Source organism: Streptomyces triticirhizae, from assembly GCF_003696235.1.
Classification (GTDB): Bacteria; Actinomycetota; Actinomycetes; order Streptomycetales; family Streptomycetaceae; genus Streptomyces; species Streptomyces triticirhizae.
In genome coordinates this window covers 1-19,883 of record NZ_RFFJ01000117.1, presented here as the reverse complement: position 1 = coordinate 19,883, position 19,883 = coordinate 1, and the positions used below count along the sequence as shown (strand labels likewise).

At 73.9% G+C, this 19,883-nt stretch carries 18 protein-coding genes; 9 read left to right on the top strand and 9 right to left on the bottom strand.

Going from position 1 to position 19,883, the window contains the following annotated elements:
• Positions 1-45: 45 nt before the first annotated feature.
• Positions 46-954, bottom strand: a complete 909-nt coding sequence (locus EBN88_RS19440) for a putative RNA methyltransferase (RefSeq protein ID WP_199742417.1) — start codon at positions 952-954, stop codon at positions 46-48.
• Between the two features lie 64 nt (positions 955-1,018).
• Positions 1,019-1,393 carry a VOC family protein gene (locus EBN88_RS19435; RefSeq protein ID WP_122185183.1) on the bottom strand — a complete coding sequence of 125 codons (375 nt, stop codon included), beginning with the start codon at positions 1,391-1,393 and terminating at the stop codon, positions 1,019-1,021.
• Between the two features lie 118 nt (positions 1,394-1,511).
• Here EBN88_RS19435 and EBN88_RS19430 point away from each other — a divergent pair, with 118 nt between their 5' ends.
• On the top strand, positions 1,512-2,123 hold the full coding sequence (locus EBN88_RS19430; protein ID WP_122185182.1) for a CGNR zinc finger domain-containing protein: 612 nt from the start codon (positions 1,512-1,514) through the stop codon (positions 2,121-2,123).
• Here the strand turns inward: EBN88_RS19430 and EBN88_RS19425 are convergent.
• Positions 2,101-3,399 (bottom strand): LCP family protein, encoded by a 1,299-nt coding sequence (locus EBN88_RS19425; protein ID WP_122185181.1) that lies wholly within the window; start codon positions 3,397-3,399, stop codon positions 2,101-2,103. The two genes, EBN88_RS19430 and EBN88_RS19425, sit on opposite strands and share 23 nt — an antisense overlap.
• Before the next feature lie 104 nt (positions 3,400-3,503).
• Between EBN88_RS19425 and EBN88_RS19420 the strand changes: the two genes are divergently transcribed.
• Positions 3,504-4,031 carry an acyl-CoA thioesterase gene (locus EBN88_RS19420; protein WP_122185180.1) on the top strand — a complete coding sequence of 176 codons (528 nt, stop codon included), beginning with the start codon at positions 3,504-3,506 and terminating at the stop codon, positions 4,029-4,031.
• A gap of 19 nt (positions 4,032-4,050) precedes the next feature.
• Here EBN88_RS19420 and EBN88_RS19415 read toward each other — a convergent pair whose 3' ends face one another.
• Both EBN88_RS19415 and EBN88_RS19410 read right to left on the bottom strand, forming a co-directional pair.
• On the bottom strand, positions 4,051-4,956 hold the full coding sequence (locus EBN88_RS19415) for a DNA-3-methyladenine glycosylase family protein (RefSeq protein ID WP_122185179.1): 906 nt from the start codon (positions 4,954-4,956) through the stop codon (positions 4,051-4,053).
• Positions 4,957-5,018: 62 nt separating this feature from the next.
• Entirely contained in the window at positions 5,019-6,260 is a 1,242-nt protein-coding gene (locus tag EBN88_RS19410) for a peptidoglycan recognition protein family protein (protein ID WP_233580793.1), read from the bottom strand.
• A gap of 128 nt (positions 6,261-6,388) precedes the next feature.
• On the opposite strand from EBN88_RS19410, the gene EBN88_RS19405 reads away from it, so the two are divergent.
• From EBN88_RS19405 to EBN88_RS19390, 4 genes are all read left to right on the top strand, one after another.
• Positions 6,389-7,141, top strand: a complete 753-nt coding sequence (locus EBN88_RS19405) for a TIGR03089 family protein (RefSeq protein WP_122185177.1) — start codon at positions 6,389-6,391, stop codon at positions 7,139-7,141.
• 39 nt (positions 7,142-7,180) lie between these two features.
• Positions 7,181-7,576, top strand: coding sequence for a hypothetical protein (locus tag EBN88_RS19400; RefSeq protein WP_122185176.1), 396 nt, complete (start codon positions 7,181-7,183; stop codon positions 7,574-7,576).
• Positions 7,577-8,139: 563 nt separating this feature from the next.
• Positions 8,140-9,543 carry an LCP family protein gene (locus tag EBN88_RS19395; protein WP_325052770.1) on the top strand — a complete coding sequence of 468 codons (1,404 nt, stop codon included), beginning with the start codon at positions 8,140-8,142 and terminating at the stop codon, positions 9,541-9,543.
• Between the two features lie 33 nt (positions 9,544-9,576).
• On the top strand, positions 9,577-11,364 hold the full coding sequence (locus EBN88_RS19390; RefSeq protein WP_122185174.1) for an LCP family protein: 1,788 nt from the start codon (positions 9,577-9,579) through the stop codon (positions 11,362-11,364).
• A gap of 22 nt (positions 11,365-11,386) precedes the next feature.
• Here the strand turns inward: EBN88_RS19390 and EBN88_RS19385 are convergent, their stop codons facing one another.
• Positions 11,387-12,406 carry a glycosyltransferase family 2 protein gene (locus EBN88_RS19385; RefSeq protein WP_267902578.1) on the bottom strand — a complete coding sequence of 340 codons (1,020 nt, stop codon included), beginning with the start codon at positions 12,404-12,406 and terminating at the stop codon, positions 11,387-11,389.
• A 111-nt stretch (positions 12,407-12,517) separates the two neighbouring features.
• On the opposite strand from EBN88_RS19385, the gene EBN88_RS19380 reads away from it, so the two are divergent.
• On the top strand, positions 12,518-13,609 hold the full coding sequence (locus tag EBN88_RS19380) for an LCP family protein (protein ID WP_122185173.1): 1,092 nt from the start codon (positions 12,518-12,520) through the stop codon (positions 13,607-13,609).
• A gap of 72 nt (positions 13,610-13,681) precedes the next feature.
• Here the strand turns inward: EBN88_RS19380 and EBN88_RS19375 are convergent, their stop codons facing one another.
• The 3 genes from EBN88_RS19375 to EBN88_RS19365 are packed head-to-tail and all read right to left on the bottom strand — an operon-like array spanning position 13,682 to position 16,512.
• Positions 13,682-14,992 (bottom strand): coenzyme F420-0:L-glutamate ligase, encoded by a 1,311-nt coding sequence (locus EBN88_RS19375; RefSeq protein WP_122185172.1) that lies wholly within the window; start codon positions 14,990-14,992, stop codon positions 13,682-13,684.
• Positions 14,989-15,981 (bottom strand): 2-phospho-L-lactate transferase, encoded by a 993-nt coding sequence (gene cofD / locus EBN88_RS19370; protein WP_122185171.1) that lies wholly within the window; start codon positions 15,979-15,981, stop codon positions 14,989-14,991. Before cofD ends, EBN88_RS19375 begins: the two co-directional genes overlap by 4 nt.
• Positions 15,982-15,993: 12 nt before the next feature.
• On the bottom strand, positions 15,994-16,512 hold the full coding sequence (locus EBN88_RS19365; protein WP_122185170.1) for a cysteine dioxygenase: 519 nt from the start codon (positions 16,510-16,512) through the stop codon (positions 15,994-15,996).
• Between the two features lie 511 nt (positions 16,513-17,023).
• On the opposite strand from EBN88_RS19365, the gene EBN88_RS19355 reads away from it, so the two are divergent.
• The gene (locus EBN88_RS19355; RefSeq protein WP_003950432.1) at positions 17,024-17,287 is read left to right on the top strand and encodes a WhiB family transcriptional regulator; all 264 of its coding nucleotides are present in this window, start codon (positions 17,024-17,026) and stop codon (positions 17,285-17,287) included.
• 173 nt (positions 17,288-17,460) lie between these two features.
• On the top strand, positions 17,461-19,883 hold a 2,423-nt coding region (locus EBN88_RS19350), incomplete at its 3' end, for a glycosyltransferase family 2 protein (RefSeq protein WP_147472764.1).

Genomic DNA, 19,883 nt, shown 5'->3' with positions numbered 1-19,883 from the left:
CGCCGCCCAGGGCGGCGCACGCAGCCCGAGACCGGCGCGCGAGCCTCAGCCGCGCGCCGAATCCCGCTCCCGCGCCCCCGCCCTCGGCCGGTGGACGGTCAGCCGGAAGGAGGCGGTGACGGTCGCGGGCGGCGCCCCGCCCGGGCCGGTGGCGTGGTGGTGCGCGTTGGGACCCATGGCCACCAGGTCGCGGGCCTCGTCGGCGGTCAGCCGCAGCCCGAACGTGAGCCGCTCCTCGGCCTCTTGGACGAAGTGCCCGGCCAGGGCGCGCCGCAGCCGTTCCTCCTTGGCCGGGTCCACGGCCAACAGGCCCCGGCTGGCGCGCAGTTCGGCCAGGTGCTCCGGCCCCGGCGTGACCACCAGCAGCGCGCCCCCCGGGGCGAGCGCCCGGTGGAACTCGGCGCCGTTGCGCGGCGCGAAGACGTTGAGCAGCAGGTCGAAGGCGCCGGTGCGCACCGGGAGGCCGCGCCACACGTCGGCGCTGGCCGCGCCCATCCGGGGATGGGCCCTGGCCGCCCGCCGCAGCGCGAACCGGGAGACGTCCAAGGTGAGCCCGGCCGCCCCCGGCAGCGCGTCGAGCACCCCGGCCAGATGGTGGCCGGTGCCGCCGCCGGCGTCGAGCGACAGGCCGTCGGCCGGGGCGAGTTGGCCGGCCAGCCGCGCCAGCGCCTCGGTCAGCGGCGCGTAGTGCCCGGCGCCCAGGAACGCCGACCTGGCCTCGACCATGGCGGCGCTGTCGGCGTTGGCCGCGCCGGCCCCGGCCCCGCCCTGCCCGCCGGCCAGGCCGAGATAGCCCTGGCGGGCGAGGTCGAAGCTGTGTCCCGCCGGGCAGCGCGCCGCCCGCTCGGCCGGCGCGAGCCCCGCCCCGCAGACCGGGCAGCGCAGCGCCGGCAGCAGCCGCGCCCAGGGGGCGCGTCGCCCGAGCGTGCCGCCGCCCACCCCGCTGCCGTTCATGGCGCCGGATGCTACCCGAGCGGTCCGACACCCGGGGCCGGCCGCCGCCCGGCCCCGCGCGGCCTCAGTGCGCGCAGAGGCAGAACGGGTGCCCGACCGGGTCGGCGTAGACCCGCCAGTTGCGCGTGCCGCCGTCGCCCTCCAGCTTGGTGGCGCCCAGCTCCAGCACCTGCCGCTCGGCCTCGTCCCAGCGGTCGCGCGGCACGCTGAAGTCGAGGTGGAACTGCTGCCCGCGCTCGGTGCCAGGCCAGCTCGGCGGCCGGTAGCCCTCGGACAGCTGGAAGGCGAGGGGCGGCCCGTCAGCGAGGTGGACCTCGACCCACTCGTTGTCTCCCTCGTCCCGTTCCACCTTCCCGTCCAGCAGCGTCGCGTAGAACGTCGCCAGGGCGAGCGGGTCGGGACAGTCGAGCACGGTGGGGCCGAGCGTGACGATGGCCATGGGAAAGCTCTCTTCCTCGAAGGTGTGTTACCGCAAAAGGAGTCCAGCGGGTAACGGTCCTCATGATGCGGGACGTTCTGGGCCGACGCAAGCGTGACGGGCCGGATACCGTGGCGGCATGGCGGAGCGACCGATCCCGGAGGACCTGGCGCTGCTGGTGCGGCTGTTGAACACGTCCGACCTGGAGGCCGGCCAGGACACGTTGGTCACCCCGGCGTCGCTCGCGGAGGTGGACCCGACGCTCGCCCTGGCCCCGGGGGAGCTGCCAGCGCTGCGCCGCCTGCGCGAGGCGCTGCGCGCGGCCGGCCTGGCGCACCACGTCGAAGACGCCCCGCCGCCGGCCGAGTTGACCGCGCTCTTCGCCCGCGCCCCGCTGGTCGTCGAGGTCGCCGAGGACGGCGCGGCGCGGCTGGTCCCCGCGCCCGGCCTCGACGGGGTGGCCGCGTTCACCGCGCGGGTGGCCGCCGTGGTCGCGGCGGCCGAGGCGCGGGGGGAGTGGCGGCGGCTCAGGGTCTGCGAGGCGGACGACTGCCGCTGGGCGTACTACGACCAGAGCCCGGCCGGCCGCCGCCGCTGGTGCTCGATGCGCACCTGCGGCGCGCGCGCCAAGATGCGCGCCTACCGCGCGAAACAGGCAAAGGAACGCGCCGGCGGGGGCACGGGGCCGCCCGCCGGCGCGCGCGCCGCGTCGGGGAACGCGGGGGAGGCTACTCCTCCACCCCGACCGTGACCTCCTCGTCGTTCCGCAGCTGCTCCATCAGGGCGTCGACCTGCTCCTCGTCCCAGAGCACCGCCGAGCTGCCGTCGGGCGCCGCGTAGCCCGGGTCGGCCACCGGCATGTTCATCCGCTCGGCGCCGCGCATCGCCCAGAACATGGACCGCAGGTCCCACAGGCTCATGTTGGTGTCGACGGTGAGCGCCTCCACGGTCGCGTTCAGCGTCGGGTAGAGCCGGAACGGGTTGAGCAGGGTCCCGGGCGAGGCCGCCTGGCTGGCGAGGGTGCCCAGGAAGTTCTGCTGGTTCCTGGTCCGCCCGAGGTCGCCCTCCGCCTCCTGGTAGCGCTGCCGGTTGAACGCCAGCGACTCCGCGCCGTTCAGCTGGTGGCAACCCGCCTCGAAGTCCGCGCCCGAGTTCTCGTCCTGGATCGGCTCGTCGAAGCACATCTCGACGCCGCCGAGCGCGTCCACCACGTTGGCGAAGCCGCCGAAGCCTATCTCCACGTAGTGGTCGATGTGGATGTCGAGGTTGTACTCGATGGTGCGGGCCAGCAGCCAGGGGCCCTCGATGGAGAAGGCCGCGTTGATCTTCTGCTGCTGCTCGGGGATGCGGTTGCCGGACTCCGAGCCGGTGAACTCCGGGATGGTCACCCAGGAGTCCCTGGGCAGGCTGACCATCGTGTTCCCGTTGGACCCCACGTGCAGGATCATGATCGTGTCGGTGCGGCTGCCGGAGGCGTTGCCCGTGTTCAGCTCGTCGCGCTGCTCCTCGCTCAGCCCCTCTCTGCTGTCGGAGCCCACGATCAGGAAGTTGGTGCCCTCGCCCGGCTCCGGGCGGTCCTCCAACGCCTCCAGGTCCACGTCCCGGTTGAGCTTGCCGTCCGCCCAGAAGTACGTCGCGGTGGCGACCACCGTCAGGACCAGCACCAGCGCCAGCGCGCTGAAGCCTATTCGGCGGCCCCAGCGCGGCGGCGGCTTCGGCCGGCCCGGCCCCTGGCCCTGCGGGCCCGGGTGCGGGGCGTCCGGCGGGGGCGGCTGCTGCCCGGCGCCCCGGTAGACCCGGCCCTCGTTCCAGCCGGAGTCATAGCCCGCGGCCTGGCCCGCGTCCCGGCCGGGCCCGGCCGGCCGCGCCGGGGCGGCGTAGGAGTCGTGCTGGGGCGAGCGCTGTCTGGGCGGTCTGTTGACGTGTGGCATGACCCGCGCGCTCTCCGGGGTCGCGCTGCCGCGTCCCCGGCCGTAGCGGCCGCGGTCCTGGTCGTCGTCGCTCCACCCGTCGGGCCAGTCGCTCATAACAGGCCAGTGTGCACGCCTCGGCCGCTCGGGGGAAACGCCGGCCGAGCACTGTGGCAGACCTGATGCATTATCGGATCGGCCGAGGTGCTTAGGCTGGCCTTATGACCGATGTGCCCAGCGATCCTCCCGGCAAGCCCACCGCCGCCTCGCGCACCACGCTGTCCAAGATCATGAGCCACAACGACGTCAACCTGCTGGGCACCGTGCACGGTGGCGTGATCATGAAGCTGGTGGACGACGCCGCCGGCGCCGTCGCCGGCCGGCACTCCGAGGGCCCGGCCGTCACCGCCTCCATGGACGAGATGGTCTTCCTGGTGCCGGTGAAGATCGGCGACCTCGTCCATGTCCACGCCCAGGTCAACTGGACCGGCCGCAGCTCCATGGAGATCGGCGTCAAGGTCCTGGCCGAGCGGTGGAACGAGTCGACGCCGGCCACCCGGGTCGGCACCGCCTACCTGGTCTTCGCCGCCGTGGACGAGAACGGCAAGCCGCGCCGCGTTCCCCCGGTGCTGCCGGAGACCGAGCTGGACCGGCGGCGGTTCCAGGAGGCGCAGATCCGGCGCACCCACCGGCTGGCCAGGCGCCGCGAGATCCTGGAGCTGCGCGCCAGGGGCGCCGACCCGAGCTGACAGCGGCTCGGCGGGGGGCTCACAACCGGGCGATGCGGGCGTGCCGTTGACGCGGCGCCCGGCGCGGCGGGGCGACGCCGGTCAGCAGCACATAGCGCGCCGCCCGGTGCCGCTGCCCCGGGTAGTCGGCCAGCAGCTCCAGCATCCGCGCGTCGTCCGCGTCCCGTTCACCCGCCAACGCGTAGCCGATCGTGCCCGGCAGATGCAGATCGCCGACGGTGATCGCGTCCGGCGCCCCGTTGCTGCGCTGCAACGCCTCGGCCGCCGTCCACGGGCCGACGCCGGGGACCGCCTGGAGCCTGGCCAGCGCCCGGGGCAGGTCCATGGCCGCCGCCTCCTCCATCCGCCGCGCCACCCGCACCACGCGCATCACGGTCGCCGAGCGCGAGCCGTCCACGTTGGCCCGGTGCCAGTCCCAGGACGGGACGCGGGCGATGGCCCTCGGCTCCGGCATCACCCACAGGTCCAGCTCGGCGCCGGGCCCCGGCGCCGGCTCGCCGAACCAGCGCAGCAGCCGCCGCCACGAGCGGTAGGCGTCCTCGGTGGTGACCCGCTGCTCCAGGACGGAGGGGATCAACGACTCCAGCACCAGCCCGGTGCGGATCAGCCGCACTCCCCGGTGCCGGCGCCTGGCCTCGGCGATCAGCCGGTGGCGCGGCACGAACTCCTCGGGCCGGTCCTCGCCGCCGAGCAGCGCCGGCAGCCGGTCCAACACCCAGTCAGCGCCCGGGCCCCACGCGCTCGCCTCGATCCGCGCCCCGCGCCGCAGCCGCAGCGTCGCCGGCCCGGCGGGGGTGCGGGTGCCACGCCAGAGGGTGCCGTCGCGCTCCTCGCGGAACGCGGGATCGTACGGCCCGCGCCGCAGCACGAGGAGGCTGCGGCGCAGGTCGTACGGTTCGGGCGGGGTCCACTCGCGGTCCGGCATGACCCGGCAAGGCTAGCGGCGGCCCCGCCGGACGGCGGCGCCGGGGCGGAGCGCCGCCCCGTTCACCGTCCCTGGAGCTTGCTGGCCAGCGAACGGATGGACGGCAGCGCCGAGTAGAGCTGGTCGCCCGGGCACTCGGTGGCGAAGCCGTCGCGGTGGCCGGAGATGTTGTTCATCCGCACGGTGGTTCCCTTGGCGTACTTGCCGCCGCCCTGGGACGTGCGGTTGGCCGAGCCGCTGGGGTTGACGTCGAAGAGGCCCAGCTTCCAGGCCGTCAGCAGCGAGATCGCGTCGGTGATGTCCTGGTTGGGCTTGGTCGACCCGTAGGAGCCGATCACCGCGATGCCCATGCTGTTGTGGTTGAAGCCGGCGGTGTGGGCGCCCAGCACCGGCTCGATGACGCCGCCGGCGCGGCCCTCGTAGATGGTGCCGCAGCGGTCCACGAAGAAGTTGTAGCCCACGTCGCGCCAGCCCTGACTCACCACGTGGTAGCGGTAGATGGCGCGGATCATCGCCGGCGCCTCGGAGCAGCTGTAGTTGTTGGTGTCGGCGGTGTGGTGCACGAAGGCCGTCTTCACGGTGTCCGTGTAGACGAAGCCGCTCTCGCGCAGGCTCTCGTCGGCGCCCCACTTGGAGCGGATCACGATGCCGGGCCTGGGCCCGACGTGGTCGCCGGCGGCCGGCACCGCCTCCGGCTGGGGGGCCAGCAGGTCGGCTGCCGTCTCGCCTGGGTGCACCAGCTCCAGGCTGAGGCCCTCGGGCAGCGAGGCGGCGTCCGCCTCGTTCTCGGGCGCGACCCTGGCCTGCACCCCGTCCGAGGCGCCGACCCAGCGGGGCGCGGTGCCGCCGCGCGGCTGCCGGCCCTCGGCCGCCACGCTCTCGGCGTCGGGGGCGTGTTCGGGGTCGGCCTCCAGCTCGATCCACTCGGACCAGTCGCCGGTCTCGACGCTCCGGGCGCGGACCTCGACGGTGCCGTGGAGTTCCTCGTCGGCGTCGGACCAGACGACGCCGAGCAGGGTGAAGGGGTCGGTGTCGGTGGCCGGCAGCCCCTGGCCGGCCAGCGGGAGAACGGGGTCGCCGGTCTCGTCCGCTGAGTCGCCGTCACCGGTGCTGCCGGCGAGCGGGGTCAACTCGGTGAGGGGAAGGGACTGGGTGGCCGCCGCGGTGCGCGGCGCCGCCCCCTCGGCGCTGTCGGCCGCCTGCGCCGCGCCACCCAGGGGCAGGGCGAGCGGAACGAGCAGGGCGGCGGTGCACGAACCGATCAACGGAAGGGAACGGAGGGAGAGTGTTCGGAATGCACGCATGGTTCTGATGGTGGTCATATATCCCGAGTTGTGTCGACTTCTGAGTGGCCGTGAGCTGACCCACCGTGAGAACGCGCAGGCCGGGGGGTAGCGCGGACGGCCCAGCGGCCGGGCGTAGGCTGGCGACGATGAACACCGCCGACCGCACCCCCGCCGACCTGCTGCGTTCCGCGCTCGCCGGAGACGCGAGCCGCCCCCTCGTCACCTATTACGACGACGCCACGGGGGAACGCGTCGAACTCTCCGCCGCGACCCTGGCCAATTGGGTGGCGAAGACCGCGAACCTGCTCCAGGACGAGCTGGCCGCCGCCCGGGGCGAGCGCCTCGCGCTGCTGCTCCCCGCGCACTGGCAGACCGCCGTCTGGCTGCTGGCCTGCGCGGCGACCGGGGTGGTCGTCGAGGTGGACGGGGACCCGGCCGAGACGGACCTGGTGGTGGCGGGGCCCGACCGGCTGACCGAGGCGCGCGCCTGCCGGGGGGAGCGCCTGGCGTTGGCCCTGCGCCCCCTGGGCGGCCGCTTCCCCGAGGCCCCCGAGGGCTTCACCGACTACGCCGTGGCGGCCCCGGCCCAGGGCGACGTCTTCGCCGCGCTCGACCCGCCGGGCCCCGACGACCCGGCGCTGGTCGTCGAGGGCCGCACGCTCACCGGCGGCGAGCTGCTGACGCGGGCCAGGGCGGACGCGGCCGAGCGCGGCCTCGTGCCCGGCTCGCGGCTGATGTCCACGCTGGGGTACGGGAGTTGGGCCGGGCTGTCCGCCGGCCTCTTCGCCCCGCTGGCGGCCGGCGGCTCCGTGGTGCTCTGCCGGAACGCGGAGCGGCTCACGCCGGACGCCCGCGTCGCGCGCCAGGAGAGTGAGCGCGTCACCCACTTCGCCGACTGACGGTGGCCGGCCCGGCGGGCCGGCCGCAGGATCGGGCGTATGAGGGTCCCGCGACAGCCCGCCTACTACCGGCTCACCGAGCCGGCTCCCCTGCGGGCCGACGAGTCGGGGGACGGGCCGGACGCCGAGCGGGACCCCTGGGACGAGCCGGACCCGTGGGCCGACTGGTGCGAGTGGTACGAGTGGCGCGCGTGGGAGGACGAGGACGACCCGGATGCGAGCGGGGCGTTCCCCCGCCGCCGCTGGCCCCGCTGGGTGGCCCTGGTGGTCGCCGCCGCCGTTCTCCTCACCGCCGCCCTCGGCTGGACGACCCGCAGGAGCGCGACCCTCCCGCCACCGCCCCCCGCGAGCACGGGGGAGGGGACCCCCGAGGGGCCACCGCCCGCCGCCGAGGACCCGCCGCCGGGTAACGGTCTCCGGTCAACGAACCCATGAAACGGTAAAGAGCAACGCGGTAAAACCTCTCATAGCGCGGTCAACCCGGATATTCCACCTGCGTAACGGCGGGTGGAATAGGTCACCGACATCGCTTGGCGCGGAACCTCCGGGCTAGTGTGTCCCGTCTGATCCTCTAGCAGGGCACACGGAGGGTACGCGAACACGTGGACGCGCAGGGACCAGGCGGTGCGGACGGCGTCGATCCCGCTGACCAGTGGGTATTCAACCCGGAAACCGGCACCTACGAGCTGCGGCTGACGGGTGGCCCGGGCGGGCGGAGAGCCACGGGCGCCGGCCGGCCCGACAGGCCGTCGGCGGCCGAGGCGACCGATGCGGCACCCTCCTCCACGGCCTCCAGAGACCGTCACGCTCCGCCACGCCAACGTCGCGCCCCGTCCGTCGAGGGCGAGGACCGCGATCCCCCGGGCGCCGGCGACCGGCCGCTTCCGGCCCAGCGCGACCGCCGCGCCCAGCGCGGAAGTCGCCGCAAGGGCGACCAGGCCCCGGGGCGCGGCAGGAAGAGCGGCAAGAAGAAACGCGGGCGCGGCAAGAAGATACTGATGTGGACCGGCGGCTCCCTCGCCCTGCTGCTGGTCATGGGCGCGGCGGGCGCCTGGTGGTTGATCGACCGCCTCAACGACAACATCACCAAGTACGACGTCGGCAAGGACAACGACTTCTCCGACGACGAGGAGGTCAACCTCCTCTTCATCGGCACCGACACCCGCACCGGCGACGGCAACGACGCCTACGGCGGTGAGGCCAGCGAGGGTGCCGACACCACGATCCTGATGCACTTCTCCCAGGACCGGAGCCACGCCACCGGCCTGAGCATCCCCCGCGACCTGATCACCGACATCCCCGAGTGCGAGGTCAGGCACGAGGACGGCACCATCGAGACGATCCCCGGCTCCCAGAACGTCCGCTTCAACCAGAGCATGGGCGCCAACGGCCGTGACCCCGGCTGCGTCTGGAACACCGTCGAGCAGCTGACCGGGGTGGAGATCAACCACTTCATGATGGCCGACTTCAACGCGGTCAAGGACCTCTCCAGCGCGGTCGGCGGGGTCCCGGTCTGTGTCGCCGAACCCATCGACGACCCCAAGTCCGGCCTCCAACTCGACGCCGGCAACCACGTGTTGGAGGGCGAGGACGCGCTGTCCTTCGTGCGCACCCGACACTCGGTCGGCACCGGCAGCGACCTGTCCAGGATCGAGCTGCAACAGCAGTTCGTCGCCTCCATGGCGCGGCAGATCACCGACGGCGGGATGCTCACCGACCCGGGCAAGCTGTGGGACCTGGCGGACACCGCCACCCGCTCGCTCTCCGTCGACGAGGGCATCGGCAGCATCCAGCGGCTGCGCGACCTGGCCTCCACGCTGGGCCGGGTGCCGATGTCGGACATGAACTTCGTGACGCTGCCGGTCCTCGACAACCCCGACGAGCCGGAGGACGCCAAGGCGACCGTCGTGGTCGACGAGCGCCGGGCGGCCCCGCTGCTGGAGATGATCCGTCAGGACATCTCGCCCAGGGAGTTGGAGGAGCGCGAGGCGGAACGGGAGGCGGCCGAGGAGGAGGCCGCCGCGGCCGCGCCCGAGGAGATCAGGGTGGACGTCTACAACGGCGGCGACGTGATCGGCGCCGCGCAGGAGACCCTGGACTGGCTCCAGAACCAGCAGGGCGTCCCGCTGTCGACCAACGCGGGCAACGCCCCGTCGCCGCAGGAGACCACGACCCTGGAGTACGGACCCGACCAGGCGGGCCAGGCCGCCGCACTGGCGGGGATGATGGGGCTGCCGGACTCGGCGCTCCAGGAACAGGCGGCCGAGGCGGGCGACGCGCCGATGGTGTTGATCCTCGGCGACGACTTCCGGGGCGCGGGCGAGCCGATAGAGGTCGCCCCCGAGCTGCCGGACGACGTGGACAGCATCACGGCGGATGACGAAGACGTCTGCGCCTCCTGAGGGTGGGGCCGCCCCGAGGGGCGGAGCCGACGGATGACACGAGCGGGGGGTCCCGTGCGGAGGAGCGGTATATCGGGCAGGGGCGACGTGGGCGATCCCGGCACCCCGGACAGAGCGTCCGAGCTGGGCTGGGACGACTCGCTCTACGAGCGCGGGGCCGAGCGCCGCGCCTCCGTCCCCGGCCAGCGGCCGGCACCCGACGCGGAGGGCCACGGCGACGGTCGCGGCGACGACGGCGGGGGCAACGACGGTGCGGGGCAAGGCCGTTCGGGGAGGGGCGGCCGCGCCTCCCGCCGCCAGCGGCGCAAGCCCAAGCCGCGCTGGCGGCGGGTGCTGGTCTGGACGGCCGCCTCGCTGGCGCTCCTGGTCGCTGGCGTGGCCGTCGCCGGCTACCTCTACCTCGAACACCTCAACGGCAACCTCACCAAGAAGCCCCGCAGCGCCGGCAGCGGCGACCTGGAGAAGCCGCCGCCCAACGCGGCCGGGCAGAGCCCGTTGAACATCCTGCTGCTGGGCACCGACTCCCGCGAGGGCGAGGAGAACCAGCGGCTGGGCGGCGCCCGCGACCTGGCGGGCGGCCCGATCAGGGCCGACGTGCAGATGCTGCTGCACGCCTCGGCCGACCGCAGCAACATCACCGTGATCAGCATCCCCCGGGACACCCAGGTCCCCATCCCCGAGTGCACCGACCCCGACACCGGGGAGGTCTACCCGGCCGTCGGGTCCGACTCCATCAACAACGCCCACACGCGCGGCGGCCCGGGCTGTGTGCTGGCCACCTGGGAGGAGCTGACCGGGATCTACATCGACCACTTCATGAGCGTGGACTTCGCCGGCGTGGTGGACATCGCCGACGCGGTGGGCGGGGTGCCGGTCTGCGTCGAGGAGAACGTCCACGACCCCAAGTCCGGGCTGCGCCTTGAGGCCGGCGAGACCATCATCCAGGGCGAGCAGGCCCTCCAGTGGCTGCGCACCCGCCGGGGCTTCGAGGGCGGCAGCGACATCAACCGCACCAGGGCCCAGCAGATGTACCTCTCCAACATGGTGGAGGAACTCCAGGCCAGCGCCACCCTCACCAACACCGGCGAGCTGATGGACCTGGCCGAGGCGGCCACCAACGCGCTGACCGTCAACAACGAGATCGGCTCGGTGCAGGCGCTCTACGACCTGGCCACCGACCTGCGGCAGGTCCCCAACGACCGGATCAACATGGTCACCCTGCCCTGGCTGCCCGACCCGGCCAACCCCGACGTGACCGTGATACCCGACCCGACGGCCTCCGCCGAGCTGTTCGAGATGGTGCGCACCGACGTTCCCCTCGACGACCAGGACGCCGAACCGTCCGAGCCCTCCTCCGAGGAGAGCACGAACGCCCCCCAGCCCAGCCCGCCGGCCGAGGTGGCGGTGAGCGTGCGGAACGCCACCGGCTCCGAGATCCAGGCCCCGGCGGACGGCCGCGCCTCGGAACTCACCAACGAGCTGCTGCGCCTCGGCTACGCCCAGGCCACCACCGACACCGCGTCCGTGGAGACCGCGCCGACCACCGAGGTGCGGTACGCCGAGGAGGCGGACCGGGTCGACGCGGAGGCGCTGGCCGAGGCCCTGGGCATCCCGCGCGACCGGGTCATGGCCTCGCCGGCGACCGAGGGCGTGGCGCTGGTGATCGGCGACGACTGGCGGGAGGGCACGGCCTTCCCCGAGACGCCGGACGAACCGGATGAGACGGCCACCGAGGACGAGCCGGCCATCGCCGAGGACGACATCATCTCCGGCGCCGGCGGCGAGGACTGCATGGCCGTCGACCCCAACTACACCTGGTAGCGGGCGGCGGCGCCCGCCCGGCTCAGCGGCTCGGCTCGGGCGCCGGCGGTCGGGCCGCGATGACCCTGCGCGCCAGCTTCCTCGGGCTGGTCAGAAAGCCCCAGCCCCAGGACATGTGCATGGTCGCCAACGCCACCGGAACGCGCAGCCGCGCCCCCACCGGCAGCCCGCGCCCGGCCGGCACCGAGCCCACCGTGATGGCCGCCAGATAGCCGCCCGGCACCACCAGCGCCCACGGCGTCAGCAGCGCGCCCGCCACCAGCCCCGCTGCGATCGCCAGCACGGCGGCCGGCGGCGCCAGATAGCGCGGGTTGATCGAGCCGGCGTGGTAACGCGCCACCACATGCCGCCAACGCCCGTAGTTCCGGTACTGCTTGGCCAGCGCCCGCACCGAGGGCCGGGGCCGGTAGGAGACCAACAGCTCCGGCGAGAACCAGATCAGCCCGCCGTCCTGCCGGATGCGGTAGTTCAGCTCCCAGTCCTGGGCGCGGATGAACTCCTCGTTGTAGCCGCCGAGTCGCTCCAGCACCTCACGCCGGAAGACGCCGAGATAGACGGTCTCCGCCTCGCCGGCGGTGCCGCCGGTGTGGAAGGCCGCGTTGCCCACGCCGATGCGCGCGGTCATCGCGGCGGCCACCGCGCGTTCCCAGTCGTTCTCGCCCTCGGCGTGCATGATCCCGCCGACGTTGGCGGCGCCGGTCTCCTCAAGGAGCCGCACGGCGGTGGCGATGTAGTTCGGCGAGAGCATCCCGTGCCCGTCGACCCGCACCACCACCGGGTGGCGGGAGGCGGCGATCGCGGCGTTGAGCCCGGCGGGGGTGCGGCCCGTCGGGTTGGGCACCGTGCGGACCCGGGCGTCCTCCGCCACCAGCTCGGCGGCGATCGCGTCGGTGCGGTCGGTCGAGGGGCCGAGGGCGATCACCACCTCGATCTCTCCCGGGTACTCCTGCGCGAGGATGTGCCGGACCGCGTCCCGCAGATGACGCTCCTCGTTGAGCACCGGCATGATCACGGACACGGCTGGTGTGGGAAAGCTGGTCACCGGCTCACGTTACCGCGAACGAGGGACCCGGGTGCGCGCCGCCTCAAAGCCCAAGATCGTATCTGCGTACCGTGACGGGGCCGTCTCCGACACAGCGGGAGTGTCCATCCCATGCCAGCCAGACGCCGCCGTTGGGGTATCCGCATCGCCAGCACGCTCTCCGCGCTGGTGCTGACCGCGAGCGGCGTCGGCCACTCCGTGGTGGCGCAGGTCGCCGACGGGGTGAGCCGGGTGGACGCGTTCGGCGGGCTGCGCGACCGACCCGACGCCGGCTCCGGGCTCAACATCCTGCTCATCGGCACCGACAGCAGGGACGGGCTGAGCGAGGAGGAACGCGCCCGCTACCACGTGGGCGGCGCCTCCTGCCGCTGCGCCGACGCCATCCTGCTGCTGCACGTCTCCCAGGACCGGGAGCGCGTCAGCATGGTGAGCCTGCCCCGCGACTCGTTCACCCACCTCCCCGAACACACCCTGCCGGGCACCACGGAACGGCACGAGCCCCACGACGACAAGCTCAACTCGGCGCTCTCGCACGGCGGTCCCCAGCTGATGGTGCGGGCCGTCGAGGACCTCACCCGGGTGCGGATCGACCACTACCTGGAGGTCAGCTTCGTCAGCTTCATGCGTGCCGTCGACCAGCTGGGCGGGGTCGAGGTCTGCACGGCGGAGCCGCTGCGCGACGCCTACGCGGGCCTCGACCTGCCGGCCGGCACCAGCACCCTGGACGGACCCGGAGCCCTGGCCTACGTCCGCGCCCGCCACCTGGACGGCGCCTCCGACTTCGGCCGGATGCAACGTCAGCAACGTTTCCTCGCCGCCTTCGTGGACAAGGCCGTCAGCGGCGGGGTGCTGCTCAACCCGGGGAAGGTGGCCGCCATGGCCGACACCCTGCTCGACTCGGTCCGCGCCGACGAGGGCCTGGGCTCCGAGCAACTGCTCGAACTGGCCGGCCTGATGCGGCACTTCACCACCAGCTCCGCCGAGTTCGCCTCGGTGCCGGTGACCGACCGGGAACGCGAGATGCCCGGGCTCGGCTCCACGGTGATCTGGAACGAGGAGGAGGCGGCCCGCCTCTTCACCGCCCTCCGCGACGACCGCCCCCTGCCCAGGCCCGAACCGGGCGAGGACGCCGCCGAACAACCCCACGCCACCCCGGCCGGCGGCGAACACGGCACCACGACGGCCGACCAGATCGTCTGTTAGGGCCGGCGCCCATGGGGCCGGGACGGCCGGCCCGGCCTCGTTCCCCAGGGCCCAACGGCCAGCGGCCAGCGTTCAGCGGATGGTCAGGAACGCCTCGGGGTCCCTGGAGGGCCGGGGGCGGGGCGGGGCCGCCGCGTGGCCGACGGCGACCGCGCCCATCGGGTCCCAGTCCGCCGGCAGGCGCAACGTCTCGCGGACCACGTCCCGGCAGAACATGGTGGAGGAGACCCAGGCCGAGCCGAGCCCCTCGCCGGCGAGGGCCACCAGGAGGTTCTGCACCCCGGCGCCCATCGCGACCACAAACATCTCGCGCTCCGCGTGCGCCCGGCGCTCGTCCGGATAGTCGTGCGCCCCCTCGGCCACCAGACAGGGCACCACCAGATAGGGCGCGCGCCGCAGCACCTCACCCCGGCGCACGCGCCGTTCGACGCTCTCCTCGGAGCGCCCGTCGCGCCGCAGATCGGCGATCCACGCCTCCCGCATCGCGTCCAGCAGCTCCGTCCTGGCCTCGGCCGACTCCAGCAGCACGAAGCGCCACGGCGTGGTGTGGTGCGGCGCCGGCGCCGTCAGCGCGGCGGCCACCGCGCGCCGCACCGCGCCCGGGTCCACCGGCTCCGGCGTGAACTCCCGCACCGTGCGGCGCAGGGTCACCGCCTCCCGCACCGCCTCCGAGGTGCCGAGGCGGAACATGTCCAGGCTCGCGTCCCGCACCAACTTCCGTGCGGTGTCCGCCGATCCGGTCCGGTGGGCCAGCCCGCGCAGCACGGCGACGGGCCGCCCGTCGGCCTTCCCCTTCACCAGCTCGCCGGCCGAGGCCAGCTCGTCGGCGACCGCCGTGATGGAGACGCCCAGCGGGTTCCCGTAGGTGTCGGTGCCGCCGCGCAGGTCCTCCAGGACCGTGACGCCCGAGGCGCCGATGGCCACGTCCGTCTGCCCCTCGCGCCAGGGTCGGCCGAAGGTGTCCGTGATCACCACGCCCACCTCGACCGAGAGCAGCTCGGCGAGCCCGCGCCTGATCTCGGCCGCCGAGGCGTCCGGGTCCTCCGGCAGCAACAGCACCGTGCCGGGTGGGGTGTTGGAGGCGTCCACGCCGGCCGCCGCCATCACGAAGCCGTGCCGGGACTCGACGATCCGGGCCTCGCCCCGGGTCGCCACGACCCGGACGGTCTCCTCCTCGATGGCGTCCCGCCGGTCGTTCGCCTGCCGCACCCGGCCCTCGGCCTTGCTGACGATCTTCGAGGTGACGATGACGATGTCCCCGTCGGCGAGCCCCGGTCGGCCGGGCGCGCCGGCGGCCTCGGCGATCAGCTTGGCCAACTCGTCCCCGGGACGCACCTCGGGGATGCCCTCAAGGGCCCAGACCTGATAAGCGGGCGCGGTCATGCGGCCTTGACCTCCGTGGCGATGGTCAGCGCCGCACGAGCCATCTCGGCGGTCGCTTCGGTGTCCGTCATCAGCAACGGCACCGCCCGGCAACGGATTCCCGCCGCCTCGACCTCCGCCACCGAGTCCGCGTCCACGGTGTCCACCAGCCAGGCGTCCAACAGGCCGGGGCCGTAGTGCCGGGCGACCGCGGCCGCCGTCGCCTCGACCCCCACGGCGGCCAGCACCTTGTCCGCCATCCCGCGCACCGGGGCGTTCCCGATGATGGGGGAGAGGCCGACCACCGGCACCCCGGCGTCGGCGATGGCCTCCCTGATGCCGGGCACCGCCAGGATGGTGCCCACGCTGACCACCGGGTTGGACGGCGGGAAGACGACGACGTCGGCCTCGGCGATCGCCTCCAACACCCCGGGCGCCGGCCTGGCCTGGTCGGCGCCGACCGGAACCACCGCGTGCGCGGGCACGGCGGCCCGCAGCCGCACCCAGTACTCCTGGAAGTGCACGGCCCGGCGCCGCCCGTCCGCGCCGCCGTCGTTCCCGCTCCCGTCGGGGGCGTCGATCAGCACATGCGTCTCGACGCGGTCGTCGGTCATCGGCAGCAGCCGGACGCCCGGTTGCCAGCGCTGGCACAGCGCCTCGGTCACGGCGCTCAGCGGATACCCGGCGGCCAGCATCTGGGTGCGGACGATGTGCGTCGCGAAGTCCCGGTCCCCGAGCCCGAACCACTCGGGCCCGACCCCGTAGGCGGCCAACTCCTCCTTCACGGCGAACGTCTCGTCCGCCCGCCCCCAGCCCTGCCCCTCGTGGATGCCGCCGCCCAGGGTGTACATCACGGTGTCGAGGTCGGGACAGACCTTGAGGCCGAAGAGATGGATGTCGTCACCGGTGTTGCCGATGACGGTGACCTCCGCCTCCGGCGCGGCCCGCAACAGGCCGCGCAGGAAGCGAGCGCCACCGATTCCACCGGACAGAACCAAGATGCGTCGCATGGTTCCAGTCTGTCAGCAGGCGAGCAGACCCCGGGGGCTGGGCTCCCCGAGGGGAACGCGCTCCGCCTCGGGGCGCGGCCGCATCGGCATCTCGGTCAGGCCAGGGAAGTAGACGTGCAGGCTGACCGCCGGCTCCAGCGCGGCGTTGACCACCTCGTGCACATAGCCCGGCGCGAAGACCCGCAGCGAGCCGGGTGTGAGCACCCGACTGCCACGCCCGCTGGCGTGCTCCGTGAGCGCCCCGGACAGGACGGTGTACACCCCGGACGACGGGCCGTGGTCGTGCCGTCCGCTGCCCTGGCCCGGCACCCAACTCAGCAGCCAGACCTCGTACCCCGGGCCGACCCGCAGCCGGTGGTACCAGCGGCTGGTCGCGTCGTACCGCACCAGGGGCGCCCAACACTCCCGATCACCCGCCAGCGCGACGGCCAGGCCCGCGAACCCCGCGACGGTGTGCGGGTGCTCGGCCGGGGCGGGCAGCAGGTGGGGGAGGGCCAGCGGATCGCCGGCGATGGCGTTGTCGTTGTCCATGGAGTGCGGTGCGCCTCGAATGTGGTGGGGCCCGGCCGATCCCGTCCGTCGAAGGGGTGTCAACTGGGCGTGCTGTCGCCGGCATTGTTTCATCAGATCCGGGCGTGCGGGACCGCGACAGGGTTTATCCGCGCCGTAACGGGGACAGGCGCGGCATCAGCCACGCATCCCCGTGGGCGCGTTGCCGATCCGTGACCTCGACGTGACCCGCGTCGCGGCGCTCGGGCGTCGCGCAACAAATCCACGGTCTCGTTCGTCCTTCTGTACGAGGGGATCGAATCGGCCGAGGAACCGGCGGATTGCGGGATGGATACCCAAGAGAACAAGCAGGATTTGTACCGATTTGAACACTTTCCGTGTGAGTGTGGTGCCACAGGGTGAATCATCGGGTGAATGGCAGATCGTGGCTTGACTGCCGGTGAGCGGCCCGCCTGTAATTTCACTCATGTCGTTCGACCGGCACGGATAACGACGGCATCACGGGGACGCAAAGAAGACGAGGGGCGCGCATATGACCGAGCTGTTCGAACAACTGCTGGTCGAGGAAGCCGACGAGGAGCTTGGCTGGCAGGAGCGCGCGCTCTGCGCGCAGACCGATCCCGAGTCCTTCTTCCCCGAGAAGGGCGGCTCCACGCGCGAGGCCAAGAAGGTCTGCCTCGCCTGCGAGGTCCGCTCCGAATGCCTTGAGTACGCCCTCGCCAACGACGAACGTTTCGGAATCTGGGGCGGGTTGTCCGAACGTGAACGTCGCCGCCTGAAGAAGGCCGCGGTCTGATCGCCGGGCCGGCCGCCCGTTCCATCCAACGCCGGGACAATCCCGGCATCTCCCGCCCGAGGGGCGTTGACGGTACCAGCCGCTAGTGTGGTGCGCTGTCCGAGACGACAAGCGCCGCTCCACCCGGAGCAGCGCCGTCCACCACCGTCCAGCGAACCGGGGCCAGCACCTCGATGTCCGTGCACAGCCAGCCGGCGGCGCAGCAGGCCGCCCACCCAGAACTCCCCCGGCACGTCGTCACCGCCGTGCTCGTCTCGCACGACGGCGAACGCTGGCTCCCCGAGGTCCTGCGCGGACTCCTCGGCCAGGAGCGCCCCGTTCAGGACGTGATCGCCGCCGACACCGGCAGCGCCGACTCCTCGGCCACCCTGGTCACCGAAGCCCTCGGCGCCGAGCGGGTGTTGCACCTCGCCCGCCGCACCGGCTTCGGGGCCGCCGTCGCCGAGGCCGCCCGCACCGCCCCCGTGCTCACCCCGGACGACCTCCCCTATCTCCGTCGGCCCGCCGCCTGGGACCCCGTCAACCGCCGCTGGGACACCAGCACCTACGACCTGCCCGAGCTGCCCCACGGCGAACCGGTGCACTGGCTCTGGCTGTTGCACGACGACTCGGCCCCCGCCCCCGACGCCCTCGGACACCTGCTGCGGCAGGCGGACGCCACCCCCTCCGCCGCCATCGTCGGCGGCAAGCTGCGCGGCTGGTACGACCGCAGGCAGCTGCTGGAGGTCGGCGTCTCCATCGCCTACAGCGGACGCCGCTGGACCGGCCTCGACCGCCGCGAGCAGGACCAGGGCCAGCACGACCGCGTCCGGCCCGTCCTCTCCGTCTCCACCGCCGGGATGCTGATCAGACGCGACGTCTTCGAGCAGCTCGGCGGGTTCGACCGCAGGCTGCCGCTGACCCGCGACGACGTGGACCTCTGCTGGCGCGCCCAGGCCGCGGGCCACACGGTGCTGATCGCCCCCGACGCCGTGCTCCGGCACGCCGAGGCCGCGACCAGGGAACGCCGTTCCATCGACTGCGCCGGCCGGCTCGGCGGCAGCCCGCACCGCGTCGACAAGGCCGCCGCCGCCTACGCCCTGCTCGTCAACTCCCGCGCCCAGGTGCTGCCCTGGGTGCTCTTCCGGCTGGTCCTCGGCACCCTGCTGCGCATCCTCGCCTACCTCGTCGGCAAGCAGCCGGGCCGCGCGCTGGACGAGGCGGCCGGACTGCTGTCCACCCTGCTCCGGCCCGGCCGGCTGATCGGCGCCCGGCGCGCCCGCGCGAAGGCGACCGCACCCGGGCACGACCCCAGGGAGCTGAGACCCCTCTTCCCACCGCCTGGCGCGACCGTCCGCTCCACCGTCGAGCAGATCGCGAGCAACTTCGGCGGCCGCGCCGAGCCCGCCTCGGCCTCCAGCGGACGCCACGGCGCCGTCGAGTCGGGGCCGAGCGACGACGACGGGGACGTGCTGGAGGTCGAGCAGTTCGCCCGCCTCCGGCGGGTGGCCCGCAGGCCGGGCCCGGTGCTCTTCCTCGCGCTGCTGGTGGTCGCGCTGCTCGCCTGCCGCAACCTCATCGGCGGCGGCGCCCTCAGCGGCGGCGCCCTGCTCCCGGCGCCGGCCGACGCCGGCACCCTCTGGGACCGCTACCTGACGACCTGGCAGCCCGTGGGCACCGGCGGCACGGAGTCAGCCCCGCCGTTCGTCGGCCTGCTGGCGCTGCTGGCCAGCGCGCTGCTCGGCAACGCGGGCCCCGCGATGACCCTGCTGCTGGTCGGCTCGGTGCCGCTCGCCGGCATCAGCGCCTATCTGACCTCGCGTCCGCTGGTGATGTCCCGGCTGCTGCGCGCCTGGGGCAGCGTGGCCTACGCCTTCCTGCCCGCCGTCACCGGCGCGCTGGCCGGCGGCCGGATCGGCACCGCGCTGCTGGCCGTGCTGCTGCCGCCGCTGGCCAGGGCCGCCGTCGCTGCCGCCGGCCACACCAGGGGCGACGGCGTCGGCCCCTGGCGCGCGGTGTGGGCCTGCGCGCTGCTGCTGACCGTCGGCACCGCGTTCACGCCGGTGATCTGGCCGCTGGCGCTGCTGCTCGCCTGCCTCGCCCTGGCCCTGCCCTGGGGGATGCCGGGCGGCGTGCGCCGGGCCAGGGCGCTGCGGTTCGGCGCCGCGCTCGGCACCCCGGTGCTGCTGCTCGCGCCCTGGTCGCTGTCCACGCTGCTGAGCCCGAGCGCGTTCCTGCGCGAGGTGGGCCTCCCGTTCGAGACCGGCGACGCGAGCGCCGTCCAGCTGCTCAACCTCAGCCCCGGCGGCCCCGGCACGCCCGGCGGCTGGCTGCTGGCCGGGGTGCTGCTGGCCGCGCTCGGCGCGCTGCTGCGCCGCGAGCGCCGGCTCGCCATCCACACCGCCTGGGCCGGCGCCCTGGTCGCCCTGCTGCTGGCCATCTGGTCCGACTCCGAGAGCTGGGCCGGCCCCGCCGTGCTGGTCTACGGCCTGGCGCTGCTGAGCGCGGCGGTGCTCGGCGCCGACGGCGCCCGCTACCGCGTCGCCGCCCGCAGCTTCGGCTGGCGCCAGCCGCTGGCGGTCGCCGTGGCCGGCGCCGCCGCGATCGGCCCGCTGCT

Excerpts from the sequence above, each read along its gene's own strand:
- EBN88_RS19420 (WP_122185180.1), top strand. The coding sequence starts at position 3,504 with ATGACCGATGTGCCCAGCGATCCTCCCGGCAAGCCCACCGCCGCCTCG.
- EBN88_RS19395 (WP_325052770.1), top strand. The coding sequence starts at position 8,140 with ATGTGGACCGGCGGCTCCCTCGCCCTGCTGCTGGTCATGGGCGCGGCG.
- EBN88_RS19435 (WP_122185183.1), bottom strand. The coding sequence starts at position 1,393 with ATGGCCATCGTCACGCTCGGCCCCACCGTGCTCGACTGTCCCGACCCG.
- EBN88_RS19400 (WP_122185176.1), top strand. The coding sequence starts at position 7,181 with ATGAGGGTCCCGCGACAGCCCGCCTACTACCGGCTCACCGAGCCGGCT.
- EBN88_RS19440 (WP_199742417.1), bottom strand. The coding sequence starts at position 954 with ATGAACGGCAGCGGGGTGGGCGGCGGCACGCTCGGGCGACGCGCCCCC.
- EBN88_RS19410 (WP_233580793.1), bottom strand. The coding sequence starts at position 6,260 with ATGCGTGCATTCCGAACACTCTCCCTCCGTTCCCTTCCGTTGATCGGT.
- EBN88_RS19365 (WP_122185170.1), bottom strand. The coding sequence starts at position 16,512 with ATGGACAACGACAACGCCATCGCCGGCGATCCGCTGGCCCTCCCCCAC.
- EBN88_RS19355 (WP_003950432.1), top strand. The coding sequence starts at position 17,024 with ATGACCGAGCTGTTCGAACAACTGCTGGTCGAGGAAGCCGACGAGGAG.
- cofD (WP_122185171.1), bottom strand. The coding sequence starts at position 15,981 with ATGCGACGCATCTTGGTTCTGTCCGGTGGAATCGGTGGCGCTCGCTTC.
- EBN88_RS19375 (WP_122185172.1), bottom strand. The coding sequence starts at position 14,992 with ATGACCGCGCCCGCTTATCAGGTCTGGGCCCTTGAGGGCATCCCCGAG.
- EBN88_RS19380 (WP_122185173.1), top strand. The coding sequence starts at position 12,518 with ATGCCAGCCAGACGCCGCCGTTGGGGTATCCGCATCGCCAGCACGCTC.
- EBN88_RS19415 (WP_122185179.1), bottom strand. The coding sequence starts at position 4,956 with ATGCCGGACCGCGAGTGGACCCCGCCCGAACCGTACGACCTGCGCCGC.
- EBN88_RS19405 (WP_122185177.1), top strand. The coding sequence starts at position 6,389 with ATGAACACCGCCGACCGCACCCCCGCCGACCTGCTGCGTTCCGCGCTC.
- EBN88_RS19390 (WP_122185174.1), top strand. The coding sequence starts at position 9,577 with ATGACACGAGCGGGGGGTCCCGTGCGGAGGAGCGGTATATCGGGCAGG.
- EBN88_RS19430 (WP_122185182.1), top strand. The coding sequence starts at position 1,512 with ATGGCGGAGCGACCGATCCCGGAGGACCTGGCGCTGCTGGTGCGGCTG.
- EBN88_RS19425 (WP_122185181.1), bottom strand. The coding sequence starts at position 3,399 with ATGAGCGACTGGCCCGACGGGTGGAGCGACGACGACCAGGACCGCGGC.